Source organism: Bacteroidota bacterium (assembly GCA_035506275.1).
In the GTDB taxonomy this organism is placed as follows: domain Bacteria; phylum Bacteroidota; class Ignavibacteria; order UBA10030; family UBA8401; genus JAGVPT01.
This window is the reverse complement of the sequence record DATJPT010000004.1, coordinates 1-12,612: the sequence shown is the minus strand read 5'-3', so window position 1 is coordinate 12,612 and position 12,612 is coordinate 1. Positions and strand designations below refer to the sequence as shown.

Below are 12,612 nucleotides of genomic sequence, written 5' to 3'. Positions count from 1 at the left end.
TCTACCCTGCAAGCCTGTCGCCGACAAGTTTCTTAACGTAGCGAAAGTCTTTCTCATTGTGAACGAAATCAAGGTCATCGCTCTCGACGACGAGCAGGGGGCCGAGCTTATAATTGCCGATCCACGATTCGTAATGGCGGTTGAGCTGTTCGAGATATTCCCGCTTGATGCTTTGCTCGTAGGTCCGCCCCCGTTTCTGAATCTGCTGCTTCAGCGTGTCCACGGAAGCACGAAGGTAGATCATCAGGTCCGGGGGGCGCAGGTATTCCGTCATGACATGGTAGAGCGCGACATAATTTTCGTAATCGCGTTTATCCATGTTCCCGATCTCATGAAGATTGCGCGCGAAAATTTCGGCGTCCTCGTAGATCGAGCGATCCTGGATCACCGAGTCCGGCGATTCGACGATCTCTTTGTGGTTGGTGAACCGGTGCGAGAGAAAATAGATCTGGAGGTGAAACGACCACCGTTTCATGTCCCCGTAAAAATCCGCCAGGTACGGATTATCTTCGACAGATTCGAAGTATGGCTTCCACGCGAACTCTTTCCCGAGCATGGTGGTGAGGGACGACTTGCCGGAGCCGATATTGCCCGCAACGGCGACGAATGATTTCTTCTGTGGGGTGGTCATAAAGGAATTCCATGATAATATTCAGCGGGTGTACTGCGCATGAGATTTTTTTGCCGCTATTGTGAGGATCCTTTCTTGTACACTTTTCCGTCCTTCATCACGAATGAGACCTTTTCAAGGAGAGAAATATCCTTTAACGGGTCGCCGTTCACGGCGACGATATCGGCGAAGGCGCCGGGAGAGATCTCGCCGAGCGTGCCGGACATGTCCAGGAGGTCGGCAGCCATGGTTGTCGCAGATTTAATGGCCTGCATCGGCGACATCCCGAATTTTACCATGTAAGAGAATTCTTTCGCCTCGTTCTCGGTCCACCCAAATCCGCCGACATCGGTGCCGAACACGATCTTTACCCCGGCTTTCAATGCCTTGGCGAAAACAACGGGCAGCGCCTGATTGAAGGATCTGTTGATCGGATTTCCAGCCGCAGCTCTTCCTTCGGCGACCCAAACGTTGACATAGATGGTCGGACACCAGTACACGCCTTTTGCCGCCAACAGCGCTATGCATTCATCATCCATTCCAAACCCGTGCTCAATGGAGCTTGCTCCTGCATTCACCGCAGAGATAATGCCGTCGCGGGTCACGGCGTGCGCCGCAAATTTTTTATGTTCCAATCGCACTTCATCGCCGATGGCGTTGATCTCGTCCTGAGAAAAATTGGGGAGACCGCGAAATGTTCCGTCGGGCAAACGATAATAGCCCCGGTCGGCGTACACCTTGACCCAGTCAGCGCCATACGAAATTTGTTCTCGCACTGCACGCCGCGCTTCATCGGCACCGGTGATCTCCTGTACTCCTTTGGGCATCGAGAGCTCCCACGCGTACGCGCTGTTGCGCAGCGGATAATGACCGGTGGTGTTGATAGCGCGCGTGGCGACAAACATTCGCGGACCGTCGATAATACCGTTGTTGATCGCTTTCTTTAGGTCAACGTCGGCGTACATTGCTCCTTCGCTTTCAAGGTCGCGGATCGTCGTGAATCCGTGCATAAGCGCGGTCCTGCACGAAACTGTCGCCCGAAGCGTCCGATAAGGAACAGATTCCTTCAAGATCTGATCCGCATAGTCTTCTTCCGTAATATCCCCCTGCAACAGCACATGTGTGTGCGCATCGATGAGTCCGGGAAGGACGGTAGCGCCCGAAAGGTCAATGACGACCGCATTGCCGGGGATGGAAATGTTTTGCCCAACCCTCGCGATTTTGTTCCCCTCAACAAGGATCACTGCGCCATCAATTGGCGCATCGGACTTGCCGTCGATGAGCCTGCCGCAGCGAATGGCGGTGACCTGTTGGGAGAGGGTTTTCGCGGAGAAAACAAAAGCGAGAACCGCAATGGATGCAATCGCTTTATGAACGCAGATGCGGCTCTTTGAAGGAATATTCTTCATTGTGAAAGTTTTTCAAGTTCTGCCGCCGCCGAATCGATCACCGACGCTTCCGCTTCTATGACCTGCGCGACCTTTGAGATCTGCTCGTCCGCCATCTTCCATTGCTGCTGTTCGATGGCTTCGCGTACAGCGGGGATCGTCTTTACGCCGTATCCGGTGTAAAGTCCGGGGGCGTAGATCTGGTGCTTGAACCACGGGCGTCCGGGGAGACCGTCGGCCGATGTCAGCTTCCGCTCGGTTACGATCAGTTTATCATTGATCGTCTTGAAGGATGCCGATTTTTCTTTATTGATCCCGGCTGCCGCTTTATCGTAACGCTCCGCGGATCTCGACAGGATGTCAACGGCGTTTTGCAGGGGGGCGAAATTCAGGTACGGGGGAAGTTCTTCTTTTGCGGGCGGGACAGATTTGATCTTCGGGTCCGCCGTTGCCGTAAAGACTCCTTCATCAATTTCCCTGTTACGCTCGCGGATATCTTCCTGTTTACTTCTCGCGAGTTTTTGCAATTCATCCAAATATTTTCTCACTGTCTCGGAAAAATTCGTAAACGCATACGGGAGCAGGCCCGTATCCGCCAATCGAAGGACGGCCGTTCCGACCGTCTGTGCCAATGCTCGTCCGTAGACGAACGACGTATCGGAAAAATGCGTGTAATAATAGAAATCATCGTAGACCGAATGGTACACTCCGCCGCCGTCTTCCCCGCCGAAACCAAGATTCAGCGAAGCGATGCCGATATGGTCGATGAACGCGCTGTAGTCGGAACCGGACCCGAGCGCGCTGATCTTCAGGTCCGCGCGCCCACGGATATCCCGGCGCTCGTCCGGCGAAGACGCGTGAGCGATCTGCGCAAGGTACTGGCGCCTCCAGACAGAAATATTTTTTTCCGGGTCGGTGATATCGCGCATGACGCCGTTGATGAATCTTTCAAGGGAATGCGATCCGCCGACGTAAAGGTAGCCGCGCTCGTTTGAATCGGAGTTCAGGTAGACGACCCCTTTCTGCTGAAGCTCGTCGGCGTGCGTTTCGACCCATTCGGTCGACCCGAGCAATCCTTCTTCCTCGCCGTCCCACGCGCAATAGACGATGGTCCGTTTCGGCTTCCATCCCTCCTTCAAAAGCTCGCCCAACGCCCGCGCTTCTTCAAGGAGCGATATTTGTCCGGAGAGAGGGTCGTCGGCGCCGTTGACCCAGGCGTCGTGGTGATTTCCTCTGATGATCCACTGGTCGGGAAACTCAGCGCCCGGGATCTTTGCGACGACATCGTAGATCTTTTTTTGATCCCAATTGAATTCCGCCTTAAGGTGAACCTTGGCCTCTCCCGGGCCGACATGGTAGGTGATCGCAAGAGCGCCGCGCCATTCCGGAGGAGCCACCGGTCCGTTCAGCGCTGCAAGCAGCGGCTGCGCGTCGGCGTACGAAATCGGCAGTACGGGAATTTTTGTCAAGACCTGAACATCCTTCAGCGCGAGACGTTTTGCACCGGGTGTTGCGCCGATGCCGGGAGTAAGCGGGTCGCCGGGATAGACCGGCATATCCATGACGCTTCCCCGCTGAACGCCGTCGGGGGGACGGTATGCCCCTTTCGGAAATGTGTCGCCGTTGTTGTAACCGTCGCCCGAGGGGTCGGAGTAGATAAGACAGCCGACCGCTCCGTGCTCTGCGGCGACCTTCGGCTTGATCCCCCTCCACGATCCGCCGTAACGGGTTATGACAATGCAGCCCTTCACGGAAATTCCCATCCGGTCGAGTTTCTCATAATCGTCCGGTACGCCGTAGTTCACATACACCAGCGGCGCCGTAACGTCGCCGTCTATGGAATACGCGTTGTAGGTCGGAAGCTGTTCGTCGCTTTGGTTCGATGTCGGATCTTCAGGGACGGCCGGTTCGCGAAGTAACGCAGAAAATTTCGTCGGCGCAACGAGCTCGACCTCGCGCGCTTTCGGGGTGGGGAAAAGTACTTCGAACGTTTCAATGTGTGCGTCAAGCCCCCACTCTGTAAACTTGGAGAGGATCCATTCAGCATTCTCTTTGTCATACGGGGAGCCGACGTGATGAGGGCGGGCTGAAAGTTTTCTCATGTACTCCCGCATATTTTCGGGCTTCGGAAGCGCGCAGAATTTTTCCTCCCACTCGCGCTCCGTTTGAGAAAAGACAACGCCAAAGCAAACAACAGTAAGAAAAGCAACAACTGCGCGCCTCATTCCTTCCTCCAATGACAATTTTTCAAACGGCGGGAAGCAAATGCCGGCGTATGCCGGCATTGCGACAGGGAATATCAGCTTTCTTGCTCTAACATTCAAGGCGGGAGATGAAAAAAGGCGAGACCGATTTCGATCCCGCCTTTCTTTAATACTCCGTAAGCGGATCAGCGGCGGTCGTCCCAGCCGTCTTTATCCCGGCGGTCGGGAAAATTTTTGTCGAGGGGAATCTTCACCGTGACTGACGCCTGCGCCGTTCCGGCAGAATTGGCGGCGGTGATGATAAAAGTATATTGCCGCACATCGCGGTCAAACCAGGGATTTCTGTCCTTCAACGATAGCTTCACCGCATACGGTCCGGCGGCAACTGTTCCCGTGTAATGAACTTGTCCGAACTCATCGATCAGCTGGTAGCTTGCGCCCCCCTGTGAATTCACGACGACGCCGCTAAAGACCACCATTACCCATTCTCCGTTTCGCGTGCATAACGGGACGGGGAGCGCTTTGACGGTAACGGTGGGCGGAGCCACTGAACTCAGCGTGAACGAGATCGGCGTCGATGCGGTCCCCTCCGGGATCCCTGAAAGAATTGCTGCCACGGTCACCGTATACGTGCCGGATGGCACATTCGTCAAGACAAACTGCGGCGATGCAATGATCGTATCAACATACGTGTTCGTTCCCGACAGGACGATGAGATGATAGTCCATCGCTGTCGTCACAGTGTCCCACGATACTGTCACGGTCGAACCGTTAACGGCCGCGGTGACATTCGCAGGAGCAGGAATGCTTTTATAGAGAACTTTTGCGTTCTCTTTTCCTCCTCCATAGCCGCCGGCGCTTGAGACCGGGTCTTGCGATTCAGAACTGCATCCCCAAAAGAAAACTGCAAAGACAGCAACGACGACTCCTATAAACGTAAATTTAAGTTTCATACAAGTATCCTTGGAAAAAAATATAGACGAGAGTAAAGAGCTTCTCAAAGATTTGTAAACTGGGAGGCAAAATCAAGGAGATTTAGAAGAAGATGATTGCACAATCTCTCGACTTGGGTAACAACCGGAGAATTTTTCTAGAGCGGCGGGTTAAAACGCTTACGGTTCAGACGCGGACAACGACGATCGTCGCGTCATCTGCAAATTCTTTTTTTACCGTGAATGTCCGAACGGATGCGATGATCGAATTGCTCAGCGCCTCCGACGAACCGCGTTCGGTATTGCTGATCAACTCTTTCAACTTGTCGGCGCCGAATTGTTCCCCTTTATCGTTTGCCGCTTCGGTGATCCCGTCGGTATAGAGAACGAACATATCGCCGCTGCCGCAGTGAACGGTTTGTTCGGTGAATTGCGTTGAAGCCTGTATCGCCAGCGCAAGATTCGGCGTGCGAAGCTCTTTGATCGCGCCGTCCGATTTTTGAACGAGGAAGACCGGCGGATGTCCGGCCGTCGTGACATGCGCCGTCATCGTCCGCCTGTCGAGTACAAGAAGGGCGAAAGAAACGAACATCTTTTTGTCGGTCACCTGATACACGGCGTTGTTCAAATTGAACATCAACTCCGCCGGCGCTGTGGTGTGGCGGAGCTCGGTATGGAATGCGCTCTTCGTCATCGCAGAAAGTATTCCCGCGCCAACGCCGTGCCCCGAGACGTCGGCGATCGCAATGACGACCGCGTCGTCGGAGAGCTTGATCATATCATAGTAATCGCCGCCGACCTCCGTGGCCGGCACCGTCACTCCCGCCGCCTCGCACCAGTCGGTCTTGAACGCCGTTTCGGGCTGCAGAGATTTTTGGATGGAGCGCGCAACGGAGACTTCCGTTTCCAGGCGAGTCCGTTTCATGATCTCCCCGCCGATCGCGCTTATAAAAAAGCTGTAGCCAATCGAGAGGAGAAAGATCGCGATGATGCCGTACACCGGGCGGCGAAATTCGATGCGGTCGATCTCCTGCTGCGTGAACGTGAAAAGATGGTTTGCGGTCAGGATCCTCGCTTCCTCGAGCCTCCCAAAAAGAAGTTGCTCGACTTGGTGCTCGGTGCTCATTGCCCCGGTGATGAGAACAAGGGTGATGACAAAGAGCACGGGCTTCCTGATAAATAAAATGATGCACGCGGAGAGGGCCCCCGACATCACGGTAAGGTAGGCAAGCATGAACCACGATCCCGGTAGAACCCCGGGGTCCATCAGCATGCTGAGGGGGCCGATCGTACCGAACAAAAAGAAGACGGCGATGGCGAGACGCCGGAGGTCTTTTTGTTCCATTGTTTTCCAAAAATTTCTGGGAGACGGTCTGTGCGGCATGGCTTCACCCGTTTAACGTTGTTGAGATACGGAAGAAGAGCTCATTCTGTTGCGGCAATATAGGGGAATGGGGAACGAATCGCAAACAGCTGGGAGGTATTTCGTGATTTTTAACCCCCGGAATTGTCTCCGCTCAGGGGGTGACACCGGGAAATCGGTTTGCCTACTCCTCCGTTTCAACCTTCTTCTTCGAGGCGCGGTTGCGCTCGTTGGCATCGAGGATCTTTTTTCGGAGGCGAATAGACTTCGGCGTTACTTCAACATACTCGTCGTCGCCGATCCATTCGATCGCCTGCTCCAGCGTCATGATGTGCGGCGGCTCGAGCCGGACAGCTTCGTCGGAACCGGAGGCGCGCATATTGGTCAGCTGTTTCGATTTGCAGACATTGACCGTCATGTCGTGCTCCCGCGAATTTTCGCCGACGACCATTCCGGTATAGACGCGGGTCCCCGGCTCGATGAAGAAGGTCGAACGCTCCTGCAGTTTCCACATTCCGTACGCGACCGCTTCGCCCGATTCCATCGCGATGAGCGCTCCTTTGGTCCGGTGTTCTAATTCCCCCTTGAACGGCTCGTAGCCGTGGAAGAGATGGTGAAGAATTCCCGTGCCTTTCGTCTGCGTCATGAACTCGTTCCGGAAACCGATCAGCCCGCGCGAGGGGACGAAGAATTCCAGCCTCGTGTTGCCGTTCGAGGAGATCATATTCTTCATCTCTCCCTTGCGGCGGCCGAGATTCTCGATCACCGTGCCGACGAATTCGTCCGGCACGTCGATGATCACATGTTCCATCGGCTCGCAGAGAACGTCGGCGATATTCTTGTAGATGACCTCGGGACGTGAGACCTGCATCTCGTATCCCTCGCGCCTCATATTCTCGATCAATACGGAAAGATGGAGCTCTCCCCGGCCGCTGACGCGGAAGACATCGGGAGAATCGGTCAGCTCAACGCGAAGACTCACGTTCGAGCGGAGCTCGCGCGCCAGACGCTCGCCCAGATTTCTCGTCGTGACGTACTTCCCTTCCTGTCCGGCAAAGGGGGAATTGTTCACGACAAAATTCATGGAGATCGTCGGTTCTTCAATCGCGACGAACGGAAGCGGCGTCGGGTCGGCCGCATCGGCGATCGTTTCACCGATGTCGACATCCTCCATCCCCGCGATCGCGATGATGTCGCCGGCGCTTGCCTGCTGCGTTTCAACGCGCTTCAACCCTTCGAACGTATAGATCTTCGTGACGCGCGCATTTTCCGCCGCGCCGTCGCGATGGATGATCTTCATCGGCGAACCGAAACTGATGGTTCCCCGCGAAATTTTTCCGATGCCGAGCCGGCCGAGATAATCATTGTAGTCGATGGTGGTGACGAGCATCTGGAATGGGCCGCCGGTGTCCCCCTCCGGCGCCGGGACTTTCTGGATGATCGCTTCGAACAACGGCTCGAGGCTGTTGCTCTCCTGATCGAGCTCCGTTTTCGCGATCCCTTGTTTCGATATGGAATAGATCGTCGGGAAATCCAATTGCTTGTCGGTGGCGCCGAGCGAAAGGAAAAGTTCGAAGACCTCGTCCAGCACTTCATGCGGCCGCGCGTCCTTCCGGTCGATCTTATTAATAACGACGATCGGTTGAAGGTGTAGGTCGAGTGATTTTTTCAGGACGAATTTTGTACCGGGAAGCGGTCCCTCTGCGGCGTCGACGAGGAGCAGTACGCCGTCCACCATTTTCAAGGTGCGTTCAACCTCGCCGCTGAAGTCGGAGTGTCCCGGCGTATCGACGATGTTGATCTTTACCTTCGACTTGGAAGTTTTCGGCTTGTAGAAGACCGACGTATTCTTCGCCAGGATGGTGATGCCCCGCTCTTTCTCAAGGTCGTTCGAATCCATAACGCGCGTCGCCACGACCTGGTTCTCGCGGAACGTTCCGGTCTGGCGAAGCAGCTGGTCAACGAGCGTGGTTTTTCCATGGTCCACGTGGGCGATGATCGCGATGTTGCGTATGTCTTCTCGTTGCGCCATAGGGTCAAGCCCTGATTAAAAACCGTAGGGGCGACAATGTGTCGCCCCTGCAAGTGTTCGAAGCGTTTAATTCTTGATTAATATAGCGAAAATTTTCCTTGAATCCAAGGCGGCGGGGAGCATTGCTGTTTGAGAATTTCACCTCCCGCTCCCAAACTCAGAAAATTCCCCTCAATTATCCGGAGCGCCGCTGAGAATCCATCGGCGGATGGCATCTATTTCGTTCTGCGTCAGCTTGTCGGCTCCCTTCGGCATGATCTCCCCCTGACTGCTATCCGGGGCGATGAGCTTTACAACCAGGAAGCTTGAATCGGGATTTCCCGGTTTCACCCTGAGAAATTGCGGGAGATTTTTCTTATCCATCGTGCTTCCAACGCCGACGAGCTGCGTAAATGAATTCCCTTTGACCAGGCTCAGGTTTCCCTTTTTTCCGCTGCCGTGACACGACGGAGCGTTGCAGCTCTCATCAAATATTTCTTTTTGGATGGAAGAGAGCTTTGGCTCGATCGGTCTGTCCTGGGAGCCCCGGCGCGAGCTGCAGGAAAACGTCATTAGACAAAGGAGGATCAAACGGACTAAAGATGAAAACCGGGTCACAAGATGCGGCGAAGTTCGTGCGTTATTGTTTGTCTATGCCAAAATAAAAATTTCGCGACAGAGTTTCAAGGAATTGAATCGGTCGGCGGTGTTACGGTCCGAGAATTTCCACTCTCGTTCCGGATCTCCGATGGGAATGAGAGAAAAAAGGGCTTGCCCAACATGGCCGCCGAAGTCATTTAGAACTCTCCCTCTCAAGTTCGGATGCTCCCGAACGGCGCTTCATTTTGTTTGCATCCTACTTTGAGTTTCACTACTTTGCCTCCCGCACGGCGTAGGGCAACTGCAACCATCTTCCGTTTCGGCACTATGAATAAACGTTTCTTCATCCTCCTGATTCTTTTTGGAATTCCTTCATTGACCTACTCGCAGACATCCGACCCGGCGCGAAGCCAGGTGCTCGGCGACGAGCAAGCCCGGCACTCCGAAGACTGGGTGCGCAGCGGGATCATTTATGAGATCAATACCCGCTCGTTCTCTCCGGAAGGAACTTTCGCCGGCATCGAAAAGGGGCTCCCCGGGCTAAAAAGACTCGGCGTAACAATTTTGTGGATCATGCCGATCCATCCGGTCGGCGTGCTGAACCGCAAGGGACCTCTCGGCAGCCAGTATTCGGTGCAGGATTATTACGGCATCAACCCGGAATTCGGGACGCTGGACGATTTTAAAAGCCTCGTCGCCGCCGCACACAAGCTTGGTTTCCATCTTATCATCGACCTGGTTGCAAACCACACCGCGTGGGACAGCAAGCTCATCAAACAACATCCTGAATGGTTCACAAAAGACAGCGCCGGGAAGATCGTGCCGCCGAATCCCGACTGGACGGACGTTGCCGACCTCGACTATTCGCAGCCGGGCCTCCGCACATACATGACCGACATGATGAAGTATTGGGTACGCGATATCGGCGTCGATGGGTTCCGTTGCGACGTCGCCGAAATGGTCCCGACGGATTTTTGGGAATCCGCGCGCGCCGCACTCGACAGCATCAAACCGATCATGATGCTCGCCGAGGGAACGTATCCCAAACATCATCTGAAGGCATTCGACGCTTCGTACGGATGGAATACGCACGGCCTGCTCGGCCCTCTCATCAGCGGAAAAATATCGGTGCTCTCCCTCGACACGGTGCTCAATACAGAGCGGCGGTGCTTTCCGCGAGGCTCCCTCCGCATGCGATTCAGCTCGAACCATGATGAGAACGCATGGGACGCTCCCGATGTCGTCAAATACGGGGTCAGCGGAGCCAAGCTGGCGGCGGTGCTCGTCAACACGCTCCCGGGAATTCCGCTTTTGTATAACGGCCAGGAGGTCGGCAGCCCGACGCGGCTGAAGCTGTTTGAAAAAATCCCGATCGACTGGAAGGACGGCGAAGAGTTCAGGGAACTTTACACGACGCTTTTCGACCTCAGGAAGAAAGAACCTGCGTTGACGGAGGGAGCAATGGCAAGAATTCCTTCTTCCGAGACAAAGCGCGTCTATGCATTCACGCGCATCGCCGGAGCGAGCAGATTGCTCGTTGCTTTCAACGCCGGCGCAAGCGAATTTACCGGCACGCTCGATCTTTCTTCGGTCGTTCCGGTTTCGGGCAGCAGCATCACCTTGACCGACATCTTCACCAAACAGGCGACAACGTCTGCCGTCCCTTCATCCAAAGAAATTCCTGTCAAAATTCCCGCAACGGGTTTTCGCGTTTTTCGCATCGAATAAGAATTTTCCTCTATCGCTATGACGACAACCGTACCACAGCAGAACCGGCTTGTCTCTCTCGACGCTTTTCGCGGGGCAACGATCGCCGGAATGATCCTCGTCAACAACCCCGGAACGTGGGGCGCCATCTATCCGCAGCTCGAACATTCGGCGTGGAACGGATGGACGTTCACCGATATGATCTTCCCCTTCTTTTTATGGATCGTTGGCGTTGCAATAACGCTATCGCTCGGCCGCCGGCAGGAAAGGGGAGATTCGAAAAAATCGCTCCTCCTCCAGGTCACGCGCCGCGCGCTCATCATCTGGGGCCTCGGCTTGTTCCTCGCCGGTTTTCCTTATTTTGATCTTTCCACGATCAGAATTTTAGGCGTCCTTCCGCGCATAGCCATCTGTTATTTCGCAGCCTCGCTCCTTGTCCTCTATGCAAAAAGCGTCCGCGTCCAGCTCTACTGGTTGATCGGATTGCTTGTCTCGTACTGGCTGATGATGAAGCTTATTCCTGTTCCGGGAATCGGCGCCGGCGTTTTAGAGCGGGGGCGAAACCTATCGGCCTATGTTGATTCTCTGGTCCTTTCGGGGCACATGTGGGGGCAGACAAAATCATGGGACCCTGAGGGCATCGTGAGCACACTCCCCGCGATCGCAACGGCGGTCTTCGGAGTGCTGACCGGACGATTGCTCCGCTCGGAACATTCCAAAGAAGAGAAAGCGGCATGGATGTTTGTCGCGGGAAATTTTCTTCTTCTTGCCGGCGCGATCCTCGACATGTGGCTTCCCATCAACAAGAGCATCTGGACCTCCTCATACAGTATCTTTATGGCGGGGATGGCGCTGAGTTGCTTTGCGACATTTTACTGGCTCATCGACGTCAAAGGATATTCGCGGTGGGCGAAGCCGTTCATCGTATTCGGAATGAATGCGATCGCGGTGTACGTTTTTTCGGAGTGGTTCGGAAAACTGTACGATTCGGTCATCGTCTGGAAGCGGCCCGACGGGTCGGAAATTTCGCTTCAGGAATTTATTTTCAACTCCATTTTCGTTCCGCTGGCAAGTCCGGTGAACGCATCGCTGCTGTTCGCGATCTGTTACCTGCTGTTCATTTTTTCCCTCGCGTGGATCCTGTGGAAACGGAAATGGTTTCTCCGGGTATGAGGTTTTTGCAGGACCGGGCAGTGTTGCGGTTTGCCTCTCGCTCCCAAACTCAGTTTGGGAGCGGCTTCGGTAACTTGTCTTTCGGGAAGATTTTCACTTCGCTCCCAATCGGAGATTTGGAACGAGAGAACCCTTACCCAAACGCTTCAAATGTGGAACCGTATCAGCGCTCAGGACTCTGTAGTGTCTCAGTTTGAATTTTGCCAGACCCGTCTTCTTTCTCTGTAGCCAGAGAAAGAAGCAAAGTCCCACTTTACGGGATCCCGCCTTTCATAATTTTGGAAAGCGGGAAGAGCCTCTCGGAATCGGAACCCTCGCGATGCTTTCCTTCGCACATGCCCAAGAAAACGGCCCCTCATGCCAACTCACAGCTTGCCGTTTTCTTAACGCGCGCATCGCGCCCAACGCACATACCCGCCGATTCCTCGCTTGAAATTTCACCAGCTTTTTGATTGCGTTTCGAAATCGTCGGGTGCGCGCGGGGGGAAGGATTCAATCGAAGGGTTCCAATTTCGGTGCAAAAATTCCATATGATGATGTTCGAAAAACTTGTTCGCACCGAAATTGGCGGGGGTGCGGCTGGGATTGAATCCGCGCGTTACGATTTTCCCCGAAGGGATCCTT

The 12,612-nt window shown here is 54.5% G+C and carries 9 protein-coding genes; 2 read left to right on the top strand and 7 right to left on the bottom strand.

Annotated elements, in window-relative coordinates; genetic code table 11:
* Position 1: 1 nt before the first annotated feature.
* From VMF88_02450 to VMF88_02420, 7 genes are all read right to left on the bottom strand, one after another.
* The gene (locus tag VMF88_02450; protein HTY09910.1) at positions 2–631 is read right to left on the bottom strand and encodes a deoxynucleoside kinase; all 630 of its coding nucleotides are present in this window, start codon (positions 629–631) and stop codon (positions 2–4) included.
* A gap of 56 nt (positions 632–687) precedes the next feature.
* Positions 688–2,019 (bottom strand): amidohydrolase family protein, encoded by a 1,332-nt coding sequence (locus VMF88_02445; protein HTY09909.1) that lies wholly within the window; start codon positions 2,017–2,019, stop codon positions 688–690.
* Positions 2,016–4,223 (bottom strand): transferrin receptor-like dimerization domain-containing protein, encoded by a 2,208-nt coding sequence (locus tag VMF88_02440; protein ID HTY09908.1) that lies wholly within the window; start codon positions 4,221–4,223, stop codon positions 2,016–2,018. Before VMF88_02440 ends, VMF88_02445 begins: the two co-directional genes overlap by 4 nt.
* Before the next feature lie 164 nt (positions 4,224–4,387).
* The gene (locus VMF88_02435) at positions 4,388–5,155 is read right to left on the bottom strand and encodes a hypothetical protein (GenBank protein ID HTY09907.1); all 768 of its coding nucleotides are present in this window, start codon (positions 5,153–5,155) and stop codon (positions 4,388–4,390) included.
* A 166-nt stretch (positions 5,156–5,321) separates the two neighbouring features.
* Positions 5,322–6,479 (bottom strand): PP2C family protein-serine/threonine phosphatase, encoded by a 1,158-nt coding sequence (locus tag VMF88_02430; GenBank protein HTY09906.1) that lies wholly within the window; start codon positions 6,477–6,479, stop codon positions 5,322–5,324.
* A gap of 202 nt (positions 6,480–6,681) precedes the next feature.
* Complete coding sequence (typA, locus tag VMF88_02425; GenBank protein HTY09905.1) at positions 6,682–8,529, bottom strand: translational GTPase TypA; 1,848 nt, start codon at positions 8,527–8,529, stop codon at positions 6,682–6,684.
* Positions 8,530–8,700: 171 nt separating this feature from the next.
* On the bottom strand, positions 8,701–9,081 hold the full coding sequence (locus VMF88_02420) for a cytochrome c (GenBank protein ID HTY09904.1): 381 nt from the start codon (positions 9,079–9,081) through the stop codon (positions 8,701–8,703).
* 354 nt (positions 9,082–9,435) lie between these two features.
* Here VMF88_02420 and VMF88_02415 point away from each other — a divergent pair, with 354 nt between their 5' ends.
* Positions 9,436–10,836, top strand: a complete 1,401-nt coding sequence (locus VMF88_02415) for an alpha-amylase family glycosyl hydrolase (GenBank protein HTY09903.1) — start codon at positions 9,436–9,438, stop codon at positions 10,834–10,836.
* Positions 10,837–10,854: 18 nt separating this feature from the next.
* A complete protein-coding gene (locus VMF88_02410; GenBank protein ID HTY09902.1) occupies positions 10,855–11,988 on the top strand; it encodes a DUF5009 domain-containing protein in 1,134 nt (377 codons plus the stop codon).
* The last annotated feature ends 624 nt before the right edge of the window (positions 11,989–12,612 follow it).

Coding starts and splice junctions, on each gene's coding strand:
- VMF88_02450 (HTY09910.1), bottom strand. CDS start 631: ATGACCACCCCACAGAAGAAATCATTCGTCGCCGTTGCGGGCAATATC.
- VMF88_02445 (HTY09909.1), bottom strand. CDS start 2,019: ATGAAGAATATTCCTTCAAAGAGCCGCATCTGCGTTCATAAAGCGATT.
- VMF88_02440 (HTY09908.1), bottom strand. CDS start 4,223: ATGAGGCGCGCAGTTGTTGCTTTTCTTACTGTTGTTTGCTTTGGCGTT.
- VMF88_02435 (HTY09907.1), bottom strand. CDS start 5,155: ATGAAACTTAAATTTACGTTTATAGGAGTCGTCGTTGCTGTCTTTGCA.
- VMF88_02430 (HTY09906.1), bottom strand. CDS start 6,479: ATGGAACAAAAAGACCTCCGGCGTCTCGCCATCGCCGTCTTCTTTTTG.
- typA (HTY09905.1), bottom strand. CDS start 8,529: ATGGCGCAACGAGAAGACATACGCAACATCGCGATCATCGCCCACGTG.
- VMF88_02420 (HTY09904.1), bottom strand. CDS start 9,081: ATGACGTTTTCCTGCAGCTCGCGCCGGGGCTCCCAGGACAGACCGATC.
- VMF88_02415 (HTY09903.1), top strand. CDS start 9,436: ATGAATAAACGTTTCTTCATCCTCCTGATTCTTTTTGGAATTCCTTCA.
- VMF88_02410 (HTY09902.1), top strand. CDS start 10,855: ATGACGACAACCGTACCACAGCAGAACCGGCTTGTCTCTCTCGACGCT.